This is a genomic window from Rhodopirellula sp. UBA1907, from assembly GCF_002337565.1.
Taxonomy (GTDB): Bacteria; Planctomycetota; Planctomycetia; order Pirellulales; family Pirellulaceae; genus Rhodopirellula; species Rhodopirellula europaea.
Map to the genome: position 1 here is coordinate 163,864 of NZ_DDGH01000107.1, position 17,158 is coordinate 181,021.

The 17,158-nt window shown below is 55.6% G+C and carries 13 protein-coding genes and 1 tRNA gene; 9 read left to right on the forward strand and 5 right to left on the reverse strand.

Annotated elements, in window-relative coordinates:
• Positions 1-130: 130 nt before the first annotated feature.
• The 3 genes from B2R17_RS27360 to B2R17_RS27370 are packed head-to-tail and all read right to left on the reverse strand — an operon-like array spanning position 131 to position 4,799.
• Positions 131-1,201, reverse strand: a complete 1,071-nt coding sequence (locus B2R17_RS27360; RefSeq protein ID WP_286766488.1) for a hypothetical protein — start codon at positions 1,199-1,201, stop codon at positions 131-133.
• Positions 1,198-3,303 (reverse strand): hypothetical protein, encoded by a 2,106-nt coding sequence (locus B2R17_RS27365; RefSeq protein ID WP_286766489.1) that lies wholly within the window; start codon positions 3,301-3,303, stop codon positions 1,198-1,200. Before B2R17_RS27365 ends, B2R17_RS27360 begins: the two co-directional genes overlap by 4 nt.
• Positions 3,300-4,799, reverse strand: coding sequence for a MotA/TolQ/ExbB proton channel family protein (locus B2R17_RS27370; RefSeq protein WP_286766490.1), 1,500 nt, complete (start codon positions 4,797-4,799; stop codon positions 3,300-3,302). Before B2R17_RS27370 ends, B2R17_RS27365 begins: the two co-directional genes overlap by 4 nt.
• 340 nt (positions 4,800-5,139) lie before the next feature.
• Here B2R17_RS27370 and B2R17_RS27375 point away from each other — a divergent pair, with 340 nt between their 5' ends.
• From B2R17_RS27375 to B2R17_RS27390, 4 genes are all read left to right on the forward strand, one after another.
• Positions 5,140-5,571: a hypothetical protein gene (locus tag B2R17_RS27375; RefSeq protein WP_286766491.1), complete on the forward strand. Its 432-nt coding sequence runs from the start codon at positions 5,140-5,142 to the stop codon at positions 5,569-5,571.
• A gap of 132 nt (positions 5,572-5,703) precedes the next feature.
• The gene (locus B2R17_RS27380) at positions 5,704-7,332 is read left to right on the forward strand and encodes a helix-turn-helix domain-containing protein (protein WP_008654418.1); all 1,629 of its coding nucleotides are present in this window, start codon (positions 5,704-5,706) and stop codon (positions 7,330-7,332) included.
• A 543-nt stretch (positions 7,333-7,875) separates the two neighbouring features.
• The gene (locus tag B2R17_RS27385; protein WP_286766492.1) at positions 7,876-8,046 is read left to right on the forward strand and encodes a hypothetical protein; all 171 of its coding nucleotides are present in this window, start codon (positions 7,876-7,878) and stop codon (positions 8,044-8,046) included.
• Between the two features lie 149 nt (positions 8,047-8,195).
• The gene (locus B2R17_RS27390) at positions 8,196-9,425 is read left to right on the forward strand and encodes a DUF1559 domain-containing protein (RefSeq protein ID WP_286766493.1); all 1,230 of its coding nucleotides are present in this window, start codon (positions 8,196-8,198) and stop codon (positions 9,423-9,425) included.
• An 84-nt stretch (positions 9,426-9,509) separates the two neighbouring features.
• Here B2R17_RS27390 and B2R17_RS27395 read toward each other — a convergent pair whose 3' ends face one another.
• Positions 9,510-10,766, reverse strand: coding sequence for a tetratricopeptide repeat protein (locus B2R17_RS27395; RefSeq protein WP_286766494.1), 1,257 nt, complete (start codon positions 10,764-10,766; stop codon positions 9,510-9,512).
• A 314-nt stretch (positions 10,767-11,080) separates the two neighbouring features.
• Between B2R17_RS27395 and B2R17_RS27400 the strand changes: the two genes are divergently transcribed.
• A complete protein-coding gene (locus tag B2R17_RS27400) occupies positions 11,081-12,694 on the forward strand; it encodes an FG-GAP repeat domain-containing protein (RefSeq protein ID WP_286766495.1) in 1,614 nt (537 codons plus the stop codon).
• Here the strand turns inward: B2R17_RS27400 and B2R17_RS27405 are convergent.
• Positions 12,663-14,096, reverse strand: a complete 1,434-nt coding sequence (locus B2R17_RS27405; RefSeq protein WP_286766496.1) for a multiheme c-type cytochrome — start codon at positions 14,094-14,096, stop codon at positions 12,663-12,665. The two genes, B2R17_RS27400 and B2R17_RS27405, sit on opposite strands and share 32 nt — an antisense overlap.
• 288 nt (positions 14,097-14,384) lie before the next feature.
• Between B2R17_RS27405 and B2R17_RS27410 the strand changes: the two genes are divergently transcribed.
• The 4 genes from B2R17_RS27410 to B2R17_RS27425 all read left to right on the forward strand — a co-directional run bounded on the left by B2R17_RS27410 (position 14,385) and on the right by B2R17_RS27425 (position 17,146).
• Positions 14,385-14,714, forward strand: a complete 330-nt coding sequence (locus B2R17_RS27410) for a hypothetical protein (RefSeq protein WP_007325957.1) — start codon at positions 14,385-14,387, stop codon at positions 14,712-14,714.
• A gap of 38 nt (positions 14,715-14,752) precedes the next feature.
• Entirely contained in the window at positions 14,753-15,229 is a 477-nt protein-coding gene (locus B2R17_RS27415; RefSeq protein ID WP_286766497.1) for a hypothetical protein, read from the forward strand.
• Between the two features lie 29 nt (positions 15,230-15,258).
• Positions 15,259-15,340: transfer RNA gene (locus B2R17_RS27420), tRNA-Ser, on the forward strand.
• A 537-nt stretch (positions 15,341-15,877) separates the two neighbouring features.
• A complete protein-coding gene (locus tag B2R17_RS27425; protein ID WP_286766498.1) occupies positions 15,878-17,146 on the forward strand; it encodes a BBP7 family outer membrane beta-barrel protein in 1,269 nt (422 codons plus the stop codon).
• Positions 17,147-17,158: the final 12 nt, after the last annotated feature.

Sequence of the window (17,158 nt, forward strand, 5' to 3'; positions counted from 1 at the left end):
TCAACCTTGCGAGCACGGCACTTAAAAACTGCACGACCTCGTTGAGGGAGAGGTGGCAAAAGCTGCATCGTGTCCTCGATCTGCAACCCCAATGATTGAACAGCCCAGGCGAACGCTACTGAGGCCAATGTCATTGAGCCTGCGAACGCGAGCCACCGGGGCCGCCGGAGATTGGCCGGTCAAATGGAAGCGGGCGAGCGGCGGTCGCGAATCCGCGTTTGTACAGATGCTCTTTCAGCATCCGAAATGCGGCAAAGCTTTCCGGATAGACCCAGACCGTGATGGTCGTTTTGGATGGATCACGCCCTGCCAATTCCACGTCGAGCAACCGGCTTGTTGAGAGCACTTGATCGATCGGTTGGCCGTGTGGTTCTTCGAGAGGCTCGATCACCATGCCGGCCAGTTGGACTCGGGTGCCCATGGAGGTTTTTCCGCCCTGGGAGATTCGGCCGGTTGATTTGTCCATCGCGTAGTGTGCGACGTATCCGCGAATGGGACCGACGGCGGACGACGAGCGTCCATCTCGTGAGCCACGAATGACGCGACCGAAATCTTCTTTGATGGCTTTCAATAGTGGCTCGATCGGGACGACTGACAAACGATCGTTCTTCAGCCGCAAATGGATCTCGTCGCCAAAAACGGTCTTGGCCATTGGTGTGGGCAAGTGTTCGACCGCGACGACGGGTGACTCTTGGCTCTCGAGCCGTTCTTTGGTGCCGGCCAGAGTCGCCAATTCGGTGCTGACCTCTCGCATTTCACTGCCGAGCTTGGCTGCACGTACTTTGTCTTGGTCGAGTTGTTTTTGCTTTTGCTCCCAAGCTTCTTCTGCGAGCGTGAGCAGATCGAGTAACGCGCCACGTTCACGTTTGGCTTGTTCCAATTCCATGTCGTAGCGTTTGACCATGTTCTCCAAACGCATCGACTCCCGCTGTGCCGCGGCAGCTCGCATGGCGGTTTGTGCAAGTTCCGACAACTGTGAATCAGTTGCCAGCTTGGGTTCGGGCGTTGGCAACCCTTCGGGTGATACCAGGTCGCCGGGCTTTTGGGCGATTTCGTCGCGCGATGTGAGCGCACGAGTGATGCGTTGCGTTTGGGTTCCGAGAACCACCACGAGGATAATCAGGATCCCAACGAGGTTGGCGACGATGTCCAAAAAGGCATCGTGTCCAAGTTCAAGCGTCGTGCGTCGGCGTCGACTCATCGAACCCTCCTAGTGATTTCCACACCGCTGCCGTTCATCAACGTTTGCAAATCATGAAAACGTTGATCCGCGTGCGGTGCGACCAGCACATCCAGTCGCGGTTGCCAGCGGCCTCCGGGAAGCGTGGCTCCCCAGCCGTCCACTCGATCGCGCACGGCGGTGGCCAATTTCATGGTCGCGTTGTAGATCGAATCGTCTCCAAAGGGGAACGTCTGGACAACCACGTTGTTTTGAACTAACTCGTATCGGTCGTGATGACAAACCATCGCGATCGGTCGCACGACTTGGGTGCCGTTGATGCCAGCCATCGAACGCGGCAACGCCCAGTCTCGACCTTCACGACGCACCGTCTGCGTTGGCTGTTGTGGAGCCTGCATGTTGGTACTTGGCGGCGGTTGGTTGGCCGACTCGGGTGCTTGGCTCGACGAAGGTGGCGAGGCTGATGATTGAGAGACCGAAGCGGAAGCAGATTGGCCGCCGCTGGGCTGCTGCATACCAGCGACTTGTTCGCCGTTGACCTTGGAACTGGTACCGCGAAAGTTTGGATCGGATTGGTCGGCGTCTGACTCCCCATCGGTGCCATCGGCGGATTGTTCGTCCATCCAATTGGAGTTTGCCGAGGGACCCTGATTGGCGTCGTTTTGTGGGGCACCGATCAACGGATTGTCTTTTTGTGCCAAGTAGTCATTCAAAGCATCGGACCGTGTTTCAACTGCGCCGAAGCTGGATTGGCTGGATCCCGGAATGGGTTCGGCCAGTCCGCCTGCTGGCAATGGAGGTCCCATCTCACGAGACGGCATGAAACCGTTGGCCCGCGCTTGGCGATCGAGTGAGCGAGCTGACAGAACGGGCAGCGGTTTCTCGGCGGGCTGCATCGACGAGGTTGTTGTGCCGCCCAGCTGAGACGTGGCTCCACCAGCTTGTCCCGCATAGGGATTGTCTGTGGGGCCGCCGTTGTTGCCGGTTCCGCCGCTGGCGAAGGTTCCGTCGGATGGTTTGGCACTGAACGCATCCGCGTTGGCGAAGCCGTTGCCAGATGGTCGCGATGCGGCACCGCCGAGTGTCGCGCCGGCTACGCTTTGTGTTCCGTTTCCGTTGCCGCCGGTCCCGCCACGGCCGTCGCCGATGTATTGATGAACGTTGCGGCTGGAGGCTTCGTGAACCGCCAGTTCCATCTTGGGTTTCAAGACCCGGTCGGGTTTCGGGAATGCGAGGTCAACCTCAGCGGGCACCAACTCGTATCCATATTGGTCATCCCAATCTTGCATTGCCGCACGAGCGGTCACGAACGTTTCGATGCCGTCGGGACGGACGATCAGCAACGGGTATGGCGGAACACCATCGCCGTAGTTTTGAACCGCGTGTTGTCGGAAGACTCGAAGGGCAGCATCAAGCGGGTTGCGACGAGGAGATCCGGATTGAACACCGGCGAGCAGTTGCGTGTGAGTGATGCGAGTGTCCTCCGGCCAAATCGTGACGCCGCTTTCGGTGCACTCGACGTACACGGGCCGGCGAGCCGTTCCGTTGGGACCGCGGTGAGGGACGATGACCACACGTGGCTTGTCGCCTGATTTGACTTCTTCTAATTCCGCAATTTCGCGACGCAACGTTTCCATTTCTTCACGCATCATCACGATGGCTTGTTCATCGATCTTGGTCGCGTCTTCGGGAGCGATGGCTGCGTCGACTTCGTCACTGAGTTGCTTCAGCCGATCACGCAGTTTTTTCGCGGCCGTTTGAACTTGAGTCAGTTCATCGCGACGTCGTTCGACTTTGCTGGTTTGCTTTTCGCGATGTGACACCAATTGTTCGACGCGAAATTGTTCTTCTTCCAACAACTGAATGGCGGACGCAGCGGTCATTGCCGGCGGTCCGTCGGTATCTATCGACGGATCAGCAGGGCCATTGGTCGAGGCTTCGTCATCCGAAGGATCGAGCGTCGGTGCAACCGCTTCGGAATGCTGGGCAACTTGTGGGACCGAAGTGTCCTGAGCTTTTTCGGCCACGAGAGCCAGCAACAGAATCAAGGTACCCAGCGTGCAGACCAGCACCGCGAGAAACGGGAACAACGAGGGAGACAGCGAGGCGCGTCGCCGACTCATGCCGCACGCCTTTTGCTGGTGGAGTCATCTCGACCGCTCGTCGTTTTCGCGGCCGGCAAACGTTGCGACAACGTATCGACAGCGCGAGCCAACGTTCGCATTGCTTCACCCATCACCGGATCCAGTTCAACGACGGGAGCTTCGGCCTGGTTCCGCATGCTTTGCTGAGCCGCAAGTTCGGTCATCGCTTCGGTGTGAGTCATCAAGGTTCGGCGATGCGTTTGCACTTCGACGGCCGTTGTGTGCATCGCGTCATTCCAGGCCTTGGTTTGATCTTGCAACGTTTGGCTGACGCCGTTGCCGATCGTGTCCAATCGAGACACGGTGGCTTCGATGCGATCGGCGTGGCTGGTCAGAGCCGGTTGCAACGATGCTTGCATCAATTTGCGGAATTGCTCGGAACCCTCGTTGTGTTGCGTTCGCCATGACGCCTGGGCTTCTTCGATTGTTTCCCGCCACAGTTTGGCTTGCGTCGCCAGTGACTCTTGCACGGCGACTCGAATGCCATCGCAAAGTTGTGTGACCAAAGCGGTTTGACTGTCGCCGGCGTCGTCACTCGGCAGAGCTTCCGAAACCAAATCGCGAACACGTTGGTCAACGCTTGCCAGCAAACTTTGCTGAGATCGTTCAACAGGGAACTGCAAGAAGATCGCCAACACCGACAGCACCAAACCCAAAGCGGTGGTGTCGAAGGCAACGTACAAACCGCTTTTCAGTCGGTCGACCGCTGCGGTTCCGTCGGTGAAGTCCAACCCGCCGAGCGTTTGCGTGATGCCAATGACCGTGCCCAAGAATCCGAGCATCGGGATGGCCCACACGATGATGCGAATCAATCCGAATGAATCGTGAGCCGCGTCGGCGTCACGTTCCGACATCTCTCGCAAATCCTGTGGAAGGTCGCCGGTTCCGGTGCGATGGGATTGTCGCCCCAGCACTTCGTTCAGGCGTCGTACCAACAGCGAGTTGCGTGTCGAGCTTGGAAGCGAACGCAGCGATTTTCGCCAACTGCGAGCGATTGCGCCAGCATCATTTTGTTGCAACCAACGTTGAGCGGGTGAGTCCGACGTGGCACCAGTTACATGCGCCATCAAGTCTTCGTCGCGAAGCAATTCCAATTGGTGCCGATCGCGAGCGACTTGCACCGCACGCACAGCGAGAATCGCGATGGCAACGCAGAACAAAATTGCCGCGGCGACGGCAACCGGGTGACCCAGGAAGTACCGGTTCAGTGGTCCCCAGTTGACTCCGAAAACGACGCCGTAGAACACCGCCGAAAGAAGCAAACCCAGACCAATCGGACCGACTGAGGCCACGATCTTGGACAGCAAGGAAGGCGAGTCGACCAAATCGGTCGATTGCTCCGCAGACGTCGATGCGGATGGCTCGCCGCCGCTGGCCGGCGTGGTGGCCCGCAATTTCGTCAATGGCTCGACGGGTTCTCCCCAATGATCGGCGGGGGAAAGCGTGTCGTTGGCGTTGAAATCGTGAGGCTTCATCGGACTCCTTCCGGACGGAACGGCGATTCATGGCGCGGAACGGCACAGCCGATCGCACACGCCACATCGCTAGGATCGACCGTTACAACCGGCTGTCTTCATATAATCCGCATTTTTTGACATTCGGTTGCGACGATGGTCGGATCGAAGCGGAACTGCTTGTGGTGAACCGCAGAGAGTAGGCGGATGGAAGCCTCGCCAGGAAGATCGATCTGGGGTTGTGGTGGAGCGATCTGGACCGGGACCGAGCTGCTCATCTAGAGTGGCGAAATCGATCGCCGCAATCCTGACCCATGGCTCGGCGATCCGCTTGTTTTCGTTTCATTCCGGAGAAATCACCGTGCGTACAAACCTGATCGCCTCGATGGTTTGCGTTGGAATCGGCGTGTTGATCGGGCTGTGCCTGGCTTCGGATTCAGCCGATCACGCGTTTGCCCAAGACTCACCCGTCATTCGCCAGCCGGAAGCACTGGCCGGTGTCCCGCATCCACTGGATGGTACCCCCACGCTGATACAGGCTCGACCGGGCCGAGACGTGGGGGCATCAGGCGAAATAATCGGATTTTCCCATGTGGATGAATCAGGAACGCAAGTAATTAGTTTGGTAAACACAGGAAAACTGTGGATGGCTGTGTATCATGTGGGTCCCGATGGCGAGATCCGACTGGTGAGCAGCCGCGCTATCGATGCCGATTTTTCATTGGAACTCAACGCGACGGCGCCATTGCCCGACGACATTCGTCGAATGCAAGGGAAGACGAAGCCTCGTTGAGGCGGCAATTCTGCATCTGAACGGCCCGTTTCTGTTGGCGATTCGCCGGAACGGTCATTAAGATGGGGATGGCAGGGAAGCTACATCAAAACGACACTTTTTGACGCCCTCTATCCTCATCTCAGCGTTGCCATGGCCTCTTATTTGTCTCTCGAAGACGCCGCCAAACAACTCGGAATTCCCGCCGACAAACTGATTGATCTTCGCAGCCAAGGTCAGGTCCGGGGTTTTCGCGATGGTTCCAGCTGGAAGTTTCCTGAGGCAGAGATCGAGCGTCTGAAGGACGAACTTCCAAACATGTCCGGATTGGGTTCCGGAATTCTGGCTGCTGATGGTGGCGGATCAAAAATCGGATCCGTGATCGGCGGTGACAATCCGGCCAGCGACGACAGCGGTTTGGATCTGGACATCGATTCACTCAGCGGCGGCAGCGACGTCAACCTGATCGCCAGCGACTCGGGCGACGGCAGCGACGTGACCATTGTTCCCGGTGCGAAAGCCGACAGCGACGCACCGCTGAAGATTGACCTGGACGACTTGAATTTGTCCGGATCGGCAATCTCGCACGACAGCGGCGATTTGGAATTGGAATCACCCACACCGGGACCAAAATCAGACGGCGACAGCGACGAGTTCAATCTCGGAAGCTCGTTGGGTTTGGACAGCGATTCAGACGACCTGTCGCTGGAGCCAGTCAAGGGAACCGCGCCCGTCGAAGGTGCCAAGAGCCAATCGGACCTGTCCGGTTTGGGTGGAGAAGATAGCGATGGCGAGTTGGACCTTGGCGATATCAGCTCGGACGAACAAGCCAGCAGCCTGGAACTGATGGGCGATCTGGATCTGGACAGCAGTCCATCCGCGGTCGAATCGAAGAGTCACGCTGGCAGCGACGTACTGAGTGAATTGGATTTGTTGGCCGGCGACGCGGCGGGAAGCGGATTGCTTTCCGGCAGTGGCGACTTGCTCGGCAGTTCATTGATGTCGGCTGAATCAGGCGGCTCATCCGGAGTGGACGACGCTCTGGCCGACGATGACGATTTGATCATCGCGGACGATGACGACGACTTGGTTGTCAGCGGTGCGGGAAGCGACATTTCTATCGCTGGAGACAGCGGCATCAACTTGATGAGCCCATCGGACAGTGGCCTTTCCCTGGAAAGCGAACCGCTGGACTTAGCGGGCAGCAGCATCTCGGCCCTCGATTTGGGTGCGGAGCTGAATGAAGGCTCGGGCACCGGAAGCGGTCACGATGGAAGTGGATTGGTTCCCGCCAGCGAAATGGGATCGGGAATCGATTTCAAAGGCGACGACGAATTTCAGTTGTCTGCTTCTGGAATCCAGATCGATGGCAACGAAGAAAGTGCTTCGCAAGTGATCGAAGTTGTCGATTCGGAATCGGTCGACATTGAAGAGGTTGATTTCGATGGTGCCGACCAAGTCGACGCCTTCGATGAAGCCGGCGACAGCGGTTTCGCAATGGACGATGATGTTGCGGAAGTCGATGCGTTGGATGACCCAATGGACGGCGATGGTCTGATCGACGAAAACGCGGCGGTCGCTTCGGCGGGTGCGGGCGTTCGTGGCGGCTACGAGGTTCCGTTCACATTGCTTCAAACGATCGGCTTGCTTCTTATCCTCTGCGTGATGAGTTTGGGCGGCATGTTGATGACCGACTTGGTTCGCAACATGTGGAGCTACGCCGAGCCTTCTGCTCCTGTCAGTGCACTCACTGACATGCTGATCAGCGTCGCCGGTTGGTGACATTGGTCTCTTAGCGGCAGTTGGTTTCTAGCCGACTGCCCTCTTAAACGGGCGATGAATCACGCCCTCTTGGTGAATCGCTAGCGGCCTGGTGTCGACAAAGCGGTTTTCCGCATTCGCTCGACGTATTCACAAACGTCGGTGTCGCAGCGATTCTCGCAAATCATCCGCCGAAGACATTTTGGCGTGGATCTTCAGGCAAATTCTTTGCCAGCAGCGAGAAGCTTCAACCGCAGCTTGAGATGGTTTCAGTCGCCTGGGCCTAAGTAGCGTTTTGTAACAAATTCCAGCTGTTCTCTTACTTGGAATGCTCGAAACGCTTCTTGGTGGTGGAGGAACATGTCTTAGAGCGATCGTTTTGACTACGAACTATTTGCTTGAAATCGAGGTTTTGATTGAAAATTTACGGTGAACGAGAGCACCTTACCTGGTAGGTTAAGGGCACCGAGTGCGCGTTCATGTTGTTCGTGACGCGTTCTTGTGAAGAAGGAATTAATTATGCGACATGGTCGCAGTCTCTATCTGGCAAGGATTTAACCACCGATGAAGCATTTGTTTTCGCTCACTCTCTTGTTTGCATGTCTCACACTCGCGTTTTCTGGGTGTGACAAGGCGGAAGTCGTTGAGCCAACCGCGGCCGAAGAACCTGTCGAACTGACTCCAGAGGAGCAGGCTGAATATGACAGGCAGATGGCCGAACAGATGGGGAACTAGCCGCTGATTATGGCGCCGGCGTTTATCGATCGTTTTTTTCTTGATCATTGCGTTTCGGTTCTCTGGACTGGAACGCCTCATGCTGCCCAGCGTCGTTTCTTGTCACTTTCCAATCGTTTTTGTTTTTCTTCCAAACGGAGAATTGTTTTATGTCGAATCGTTCTAAATCTCGCGCCGGCTTCACGCTGGTCGAGCTTCTCGTGGTGATCGCCATCATTGGCGTCTTGGTGGGGCTGCTTTTGCCAGCCGTCCAAGCAGCACGCGAAGCTGCCCGTCGCATGAGTTGCAGCAACAATTTCAAGCAATTGGGATTGGCGGTGCACAACTATCATTCCGCCTATAACCAACTTCCGATCAACTACGGTGGAACAACGCCTGTTGCTCCCCTATCAAATGGACCCGGTGGTGCGACCAATTGGTGGAATAACAACAACTTTGGCAACCATGAGTTGTTGACGATGCTGGTTGGACTGACCCCATTCGTGGAAGCTCAGGGAACTTGGGAACAAATCTCGAATTCGTTCCCCGCCGATACAAACAATGATGGCACGATTGACATCACGTTCCCACCGATGGGCCCAACTCCCACTCCTGGCGGCAATGACCGAAACTATTACTCACCATGGATGACGGATCTTCCCTTCCTGCGTTGCCCAAGCGATCCAGGCCGTGGTGCTCCAACGATGGGACGTACGAACTACGCCCCGTGTGTTGGCGACAACATGAACCGCTGGAACGGTGGTAAGAATGGTGACTTGACGGTCAACAACTGGGCGATGGGAGTGCAATCGCGTAACCGCGGTTTCTTCATCCCTCGTGATGTGACCAAGTTCCGAGACATCTTGGACGGATTGTCCAACACCATCGCAATGGCTGAGATCGCCACTGACTTGAATGATGGCGACAAACGGACTTCGTTGGCAGTGGCGACGGGTGGTACCTACCAGACGAACCCCAATCACTGCGAACAGAACTTCTTGGACCCAGAGCGTCCACAGTTTTGGATCGACCCCGACAGTCCCGGATCCGGACAGTCTCCTGGCGACCAGCCTCGTGGTCTTGGCGCTGCCACTTCGCGTGGTGCACGCTGGGCCAACGCTCGCCCAGTCTTCTCGACTGTGAACACCATTCTGGCTCCCAACAAAGGTGTTTGTGCTGACAGTTGGCCAGAAAACGGTGCGATTGCTCCTCCCAGCAGTCGTCACCAAGGTGGCGTCCACATCCTGATGGGTGACGGTGCGGTGAAATTCATCACCGACTCGATCGAAGCCGGTAACGCATCGGCCCCATTCCCTAACCCAGGACAGAAAAGTCCTTACGGCGTTTGGGGTGCTTTGGGAACTCGTGCAAGCCGCGAAGTGATCGAATTGGAATTCTGATACCTCGTTTCCGTATCGTTTGAACATGTGAACCGCCCTTCAAATTGGAGGGCGGTTTTTTTGGGTAGGTACTGAAGTCAGACCCTATTGCAACTCATTTGGCAGCTCGGACTGCAACTCTGGACGCCCTTCGGTCACCTGCCATGGGGTTTGACCAGTCAGCTGAGCAACGATCTTTGCTCGAACACCTTCGACGTCCACCGTGTCGTCTCGAGGGAGCGTCATCGCGATGGAAGCCCAAGCTTCGGCTTCCCAAAGCCGCCCCAGTTTTTCGAGTTCGATTGCGATGTCAGTCGCCAGTCGCCGCGAAATACTGCCCATCTGATCGAAACGCTTCATGGACGATCGAACCTGCTGCAGGCTTTCGAGGCGATTCGAAATAGCGTCGAGTCGTTCAGGTGCATCGATCGCCAATTCTTCGGTCAGTTCCAGGATCGAAGACCATGGTTTCGTAAGGTCGGGATTTAGCTGGCTCGCATTCCAGTAGAAACGCAGCGCATCCTTGGAATCTTCTTCTACGGCTGCGATGGTCGCTTTCGCGATCCAGTGTTCAACGCTGGTTTCGAGTGATGAAACGTCTTGTTCGGAAAGCCACTGCTCATACGCGTCGATGTCGCCACTTTTCGCGAGAGCCAATCCGTGCAGCAATTGAGCTGGTTCAAATTCTGGATGTTGATCGGTGATCTGCTGAAGCACCTTTGTCGCCTCTTCGACTTCACCAGAGTTCAACAACTTGTTCGCCTGACGCAACAAAGGTCGTTTGTCGTCGGGGTTTCGGCGGACAATTTCCAATGTGGATCCGAGATCATCTTTGGCCGAAGGTGGGATTCCGAGCGAAAGCAAAAGTTTGGTATCGAACTGTCGCTGGCGAACCAAGGTTTGCCCGTGTGGAAGGGCTTCGGTACGGTTGCCACTGTTGATGTACAGGTCGTACAGCCATCGACGAGTGGCATGGCGTGAAGGAACCGCTTCGATCGTATTCTCAAGCAAATCGATCGCATCGTAGAGACGCCCTGCGTTAACCAAGGCGATCATGGCTTGGCGGACTCGCCCGTCGTTGCTGAATGATTCCACCGAGCAAGCCTTCACCAGAAGGTCGGCTACTTCATTCGGTTTCTCAAGATGCTGTGCCACCTTTGCAACCGAGGCGATGGCGTCAGCATCGTCCGGATGGGCTTTCAAGACCGCGTCGGAATACTGCCAAGCTTCACTCCATTTCTGTTTTCGCATCGCCAATCGAAGTTCACCCAGGGGACGTTCTGGAGTTTGCCGTACTTCGGGGAGATCTTTTTCTCCACAACCGGGCGTGAACGTCAGTGGAAATGACAAAAGAACCATCATTTCAAGCTTGCGTCGAGCACCGGAACGGCTTGGCTGATTACTTGAATGCATGTTGGTCTCGAGATGCTTGAACGATATTTGCGGTCGTTGATGCTTGGTGATCGAAGCAAGTTGGCAGCAGTATTCCGGCAAACGGTCTGTTGAACGGTGGCAACCGTTTCGCCGTACAACCGAGGCGAATGCTCAAACGGATCGCTGGATTAAACGCAGCTAGTATCTGCCAGATCGGTTAGCAACATCCATGTTTGCCGGTGATCAATAATGCCACCGAATGAGTGACGACCGAATGCGACGGACACTATAGTATTGTTGCCATGCAAAATCTTCGAACACACGCTGTTTTTGTCACTCTCGTGATGATGTTCGCGTCCATCGGCGGATGCCGCGAACGCGGTGATGACTCCGTTGCCAGTACGTCGAGTCCAGCCACCAAGGTTCAGCCCGCATCGACGCAGCGATCAAAGGATTGGCACGACCGTGTCGGCCGCGAGGTGAAGGCGTTCTGTGCAGACTGTCATGTTTTGCCGTTGGCTACCAGCTCGGAGCGAGACCATTGGCCGGGAGAAGTCGACCAAGGGCTCAACCTGTATGAAGTCTCGGGGCGAACCGATCTGAAGGTTCCTGCTCGCGACGATGTCATTGCATTCTTTGAAATGCAAGCACCTGAAAAGTTCGACTGGTCGCTTTGGACGAAGCCCTTTCCCCAATGCAGGGTTGATTTTACGACTCAGGCCGTTGGCTTGGCAAGCGATGAATCGTCACGGCCTCGACCGCCCGGGGTGACCAACGTGCGGTGGCTCGATATCGGAATGAAAGATGGCCCGGCCTTGGTCTACTGCGACATCGGCAGTGGCGCCGTTGTCGCTCACTGGCCCAATTCCGACGGAGGGACGTCGAAGCATCTCGCCACTCTTTTTCAACCGGTGCATGCCGAAGCATGTGACTTGGACGGCGATGGCCACCAAGACCTGGTTGTCGCAGACATCGGGGAGTTCGATGCCAACGATAGCGACCTCGGCCGAATCATCTGGCTGCGTCGAAAACCGTCGCAGGACGAATTTGAACAAGTGGTTTTGATGGAGGGGCTTGGCCGAGTTGCCGATGCGAGACCCGCCGATTTTGACAACGATGGCGACATCGATCTTATCGTTGCTGAATTTGGTTGGCGACAGAGTGGGCGAATTGTTTTGCTAGAGAATCAAATGACAGAGGCGGCGGCCTCGACGGATGATGGAAAGCAATTGGCAAAGAGCTTTGTCGCCCATGAGGTCGATGACCGTCACGGATCCATCCATGTTCCACCCGTGGACCTGAATGATGACGGCCAGATGGATTTTGTCGCCGCGATCAGCCAAGGATACGAGACCGTTGAAGCGTTCCTGAATGATGGAGAAGGTGGTTTTCAACGCGAGGTGATCTTTGCTGCACCCGATCCAGCGTTTGGTTTGTCAGGCATTCAGTTGGTCGATTTGGATCAAGACGGTGACTTGGACGTGCTGATGACGAATGGAGATTCGTTCGATCGAGGTGTGAAGCCTTATCATTCGATTTGCTGGTTGGAAAACGAGGGCACGTTTCCGTATAAGGTTCATGAGCTATGCAAAATGCCCGGAGTGCTATCGGCAAAGGCTGGTGACTTTGACGGCGATGGCGACTTGGACGTCGTTGCTGGATCGTTGATGGCGGGACCGATTCAGAAACAGTTCGAACGTTTTGAAATGGCGTCCATTGTGATGTTGGTCCAAACCGAACCGGGCGTGTTTCAGCCGACGACAGTGCAGCAAAAAGTTCACCAGCACGCTTCAATCGAAGTCGATGACTTCGACGGTGACGGAAAGACCGATTTCGCGATCAGCAACTTGCTGCGAACTGCGAAGGGCAATGAACCGGACGTTGTCATTTGGTGGAATCAGTCGTCTGGTCCTTGATCTTCTTCGCGTGCTCGCGATCAACGCGAATGAAGTGATCGGCCATCGAAAGAGTCAGCCCCTGTAGTTTCATACCGGCAAGGTCGTCGATTTGAGTGCTTGGCATATGACACTGAACGCATTGGTCAGCAACGTCGGCCGGTAGTTCGGGTTGCATCCCACAATGCTCGGTTTCATGACAGTTCAAACACGCCTGGCGAAAGAATGCTTCGTCGCCGCGCTGAGCAACGTGTGGATCATGGCACGCCGTGCAGGTCATCTCTGAGTGAATGAAGCATTCGCTCATTCGAAGACGCGCTAGTTGGTTGCTGGTGTGAATGCCGCTGTCGTCGAAATCAGGCTTCAGAGTGTGATGAAACTCGCTGAGGTCATCACCCGGCCGGAAGCTGAAGGCTGGCTTTTTGAAGTCGAACGATCCCGAGTGGCATTGGCCACAAATATCCAGTTGCCGTTCTCGGGGAAGTTCGTTTGGATGAACAATGTGCTCCGCCGTTTTGGATTCCGGATTCGCGACGTGATACTCGATATGAGCTTTTCCCGGGCCGTGACATCGCTCGCAAGAAATTCCCCAAACCGCTGAAGAAGGTTGATAGTGATTGGGTGGTTCGGTCTGTTCGATGAACGTCACGTGGCACTCGAGGCATTCCGTGCGAATGACTCGGCCGTAGTTGGCGTCGAGGTCTTCAAATCCGGGGCTGGTCAACCACCGGTCGGCACCGCTGAAATACGATGCAAACGATTGGAAGAGTCGATCCTCGTCCCAGTATAAAAACGTTTGAGCAACCTTCCCCGATCCTGTGATGACATCCATTGGAACGTCAACGCTCCAATCGTCGAGCGAGACTTGCTGAACGACGGAGTCTCCTTTTGCGTGCATTGTCACCGCGAGGTCTGAATCGCTGGTTGTCAATTGATTGTCCGGCGAGTCCAACGATCCCAAGATGTGATTCGTCGTTGCGGGGCCGCTGGTTCGATGGTGGGCGGTCAGCAGAAAACCGCTGTGTCGAGTTTGGTGGCAGTCCGCACATGCATCCGCACCGAGAAAGCCTTCTTCGTTGACATGCTCCGCCGAAGTTTCTCCCGCAGTTTCGGCGGCGGATGGGCCGTCTTCCAGAGATGCAAATGGGAGAATCAATCGCGGGCGAGGTTTGTCTTCCTTTTGCAAAACCCAGGACCCGGGAAGCACATCCTTTTGAGCCACAACCGTTGGTGTCACTCGCACCACGTCGGTCGGCTGTTCGCTTCTGGGGATGACCGACGCGGGAGAATCCAGTTTTCGCGAAAGCTTCTCCACGAGTTCACTTTGGTCGTCCGAGTCATGGACGATGTATGCCACCGCGACGAATAGTCCGACGACGATCGCCCCGATCAACCAAACTCGTGGGCCTGATGAGTCAGTCAATGCAAACAACTTCGTGAAAGAACGGGCAGCGAAAAACGGCGAGGAACTGGATGTCAGGTGCCTCTGGCCGTGGCGAAGAAGACGAACTCGATTTTATCAAATTTGCACAGGTCGCCTGTCGTCGGGACCGGACAAAAACACGAAAGACAAGTCCGATCGACCGAACGGATTTTTGATGACCGCGATCGACGGCAATCCTGAGTTTGGCTTGACCTGATGAGGGATTGTGGGGTAATCAACACACTGTGAACTTCCCACCTTGTGTTCCCTACCCAGGAATCCCACCCCATGTTTCGTCTGGTTTTGTTGTCATTGATGGTTGCTGGTTTCTCGCTGGCCACTCCGTCCGCCGCTGAAGTTTCGGCTGCTGAAACCGTGAACTATCGCTGCAAAGAATGGAAAGCCAAGCACATTCATGACAAAAAGGCGGCTGACACAATCGAAAAGACTCTGAAGACCCTGAAGTGCGAGACTCAGCGTCACGCCCACAATGGCCACGATGACTTGAAGTACCGCTGCGTCGAATGGAAGACGCTGCAGCTGAAAACGCACGACGAAGCTCACAAGTGGGAAAAATGGTTGAAGGAATACGGCTTTGAGACTCAGCACAAACACTGAGTCGAGTCCTCCACCCTCCCCATTTGAAAGACGTCTTGATGGCTCACCGATCCCTTCTGATGCCGCTGATGTCGCTGCCGATCTACTCCGGGTTGGCAATCCGTGCCGTTCAAGCGACGGGGCAGGTTGCTTCGCAGTGGATCGAATCAGCGGGTGATATCGTTGAGAATTTGCGTGAGCCAAAAGAGTCCGGTGATTCATTTGCAGACATTTTCGCCGGAACCGCATCGGAATCCGGTTCGGGAGCAAGCGAGTCCGAAAGCGGTTTGAACGCGATCCGCGAAACTTTGGGGAAATTCCTTCGAGACATGGGTTTGGCTCCCGGAACGGAAGTGGACCTGCAGTTGACCGATGGAGAAATTCGAGTGGCATCGGACCACCCCCGTGCCGCCGAAATTGAAGATCGACTGTCTCGAGACACCACGTTGCTCTCGAAGATCCGCCAACAGATGTCAGGACAGCAACAATTTGAGTTCAACGTCCAAGTCGCACCTCGCGATGACTTGACGGGATGACGGCTTTTGTCAGAATGACGCACAGGCCCGGAGGATAAGCGAATGGCTAGCAGGCTGATTCGAAATCAGTTGCCCAGCAATGGGTTGCGGGTTCGAGTCCCGTGTCCTCCGCTGTCAGAAAAAACCTCGCAAAGCAGATTGTTTTGCGAGGTTTTTTCGTAGGCGGACAGCCGCTTTCCAAACCACCAATCAATTTCCAAGCCACCAATCAACTCGCGATTCACGTTCCTTCGGCACGAGTTGGCTCGCCCGATTGCGTCGTGGCAATCGCGGCGAAAGAAATTTGTGCATCGCGGTCTCGATTCCGCTCAAAATCTCACCAGGTTCTCTTGTTGGCGACGCTCGCTGGTGTGTAGTAAAGCATGGTTGCAGAGTGATCTCGGCATCCGTTGCGCGTTCATCACGCGAACCGAATGCACGACTCGCGAAAATTCGCGGCCCGTCCGAGCCATCCACTGCACTTTTAAATCAGAGCACCTGAACTCGAACGATGACGGGCATCCCCCTGCATCCCATTCGTTTATGAATATTGTCCGACTCATACCGTGGCTCACATTGCTCGGGTGCCTGCTGGCATCTCCGAGCGTCTCGGCTCAAGGTCCCAGCGGATCGTCGAGTCGGGCGAAAGCCTCTCAGCCAACCGAAAAAATGACTTGGAATCCCAAGTCGATCAACGGCAAGAGCGTCGCGGGCTCAGACGCTGTCACTGCCGACGAAATGCCAGGTGATTCCGGCGTGGAAGGCGTTTCGTATGAGTCGTTCGGCTACGACCCGTCGGGCTACGAAGTGTACGAAGAAGCCTACCATGGTCACGCTGTCACTTCGTGCGATGGATGCGGCAGTTGTGATCAATGCACGATCCTTCGATCAGCGAGACGGTTCTGGGTGCGAGCGGAATACTTGCTTTGGTCGCTCGACGGAATGGATCTGCCGCCTCTCGTCACGACCAGCCCCGATGGCACCGACCCTGAAGACACTGGAGTGCTAGGGCAAGCGGGAACGACAACGTTGTTCGGCAACAACAGTGTGCTGGACTCAATGCGGTCCGGATTGCGAGTGACTTTGGGTTGGAGCGACGACAATTGTGGCAACGGATTTGAACTGAGCGGGATGGGGATTTTCAGCGACGAAGAGACCTATCAAAGCAACCGAGGGTTGTTGGCTCGGCCGGTCTTCGACACCGGTGCTGGTGCAGAGTCATCGATGTTGATCGCTCATCCAGATTTTCTTTCTGGATCTGTGAACATCCAAGCCGAAAATGAGTTGGCTTCATTCGAGTTCAACCGCCGGCATTCGTTGTCTTCGATTCGAGGCCAACGAGTCGATTTCTTGTTGGGCTACCGATACGGAAGCCTGGAGGAAATGTTGCGGATCGATCAATCCTCGGAATACACCGCTGCACAGGGACCGATCATCTCGGGCACGACCGTGGACTTGTTTGATCAGTTCGAGGCGGAGAACCAATTCCACGGCGCACAAATTGGTCTGCAATTGCAACGATGTTCCGGAGCAACGACCTGGGACGCTCATGCAAAAATTGCTTTTGGAGTCAACCGAGCGGAGACGACGATCGCTGGGCAAACGACCAACACGGTCCCCGGCGGCGGATCGTCCACCTTTGCCGGCGGTCTGCTCGCTCAATCAACCAACATCGGAACATACGATGATTCATCGTTCATGGTGTTGCCTGAAATCGGATTGAACCTGACCACTCAAGTGCATCGCGACATGAAGCTGTCGATCGGATACAGCATGATGGTTTGGTCCGATGTCGTTCGCGTGGACGACGCGATCGATCGCAACGTTTCGCAGTTCCCGCCGGAAGCACCAACGGGAACGAATCAACCGGCTTACGACATGACGACCAGCAGCTTCATCGCACACGGGTTGAACATCGGAGCGACGTTCCAGTTCTAAGAAACTGAACTT

Bases quoted from the DNA above. Each gene is read 5' to 3' on its own strand.
- B2R17_RS27400 (WP_286766495.1), top strand. From the start codon at position 11,081: ATGCAAAATCTTCGAACACACGCTGTTTTTGTCACTCTCGTGATGATG.
- B2R17_RS27390 (WP_286766493.1), top strand. From the start codon at position 8,196: ATGTCGAATCGTTCTAAATCTCGCGCCGGCTTCACGCTGGTCGAGCTT.
- B2R17_RS27360 (WP_286766488.1), bottom strand. From the start codon at position 1,201: ATGAGTCGACGCCGACGCACGACGCTTGAACTTGGACACGATGCCTTT.
- B2R17_RS27425 (WP_286766498.1), top strand. From the start codon at position 15,878: ATGACTTGGAATCCCAAGTCGATCAACGGCAAGAGCGTCGCGGGCTCA.
- B2R17_RS27370 (WP_286766490.1), bottom strand. From the start codon at position 4,799: ATGAAGCCTCACGATTTCAACGCCAACGACACGCTTTCCCCCGCCGAT.
- B2R17_RS27395 (WP_286766494.1), bottom strand. From the start codon at position 10,766: ATGATGGTTCTTTTGTCATTTCCACTGACGTTCACGCCCGGTTGTGGA.
- B2R17_RS27365 (WP_286766489.1), bottom strand. From the start codon at position 3,303: ATGAGTCGGCGACGCGCCTCGCTGTCTCCCTCGTTGTTCCCGTTTCTC.
- B2R17_RS27410 (WP_007325957.1), top strand. From the start codon at position 14,385: ATGTTTCGTCTGGTTTTGTTGTCATTGATGGTTGCTGGTTTCTCGCTG.
- B2R17_RS27380 (WP_008654418.1), top strand. From the start codon at position 5,704: ATGGCCTCTTATTTGTCTCTCGAAGACGCCGCCAAACAACTCGGAATT.
- B2R17_RS27415 (WP_286766497.1), top strand. From the start codon at position 14,753: ATGGCTCACCGATCCCTTCTGATGCCGCTGATGTCGCTGCCGATCTAC.
- B2R17_RS27385 (WP_286766492.1), top strand. From the start codon at position 7,876: ATGAAGCATTTGTTTTCGCTCACTCTCTTGTTTGCATGTCTCACACTC.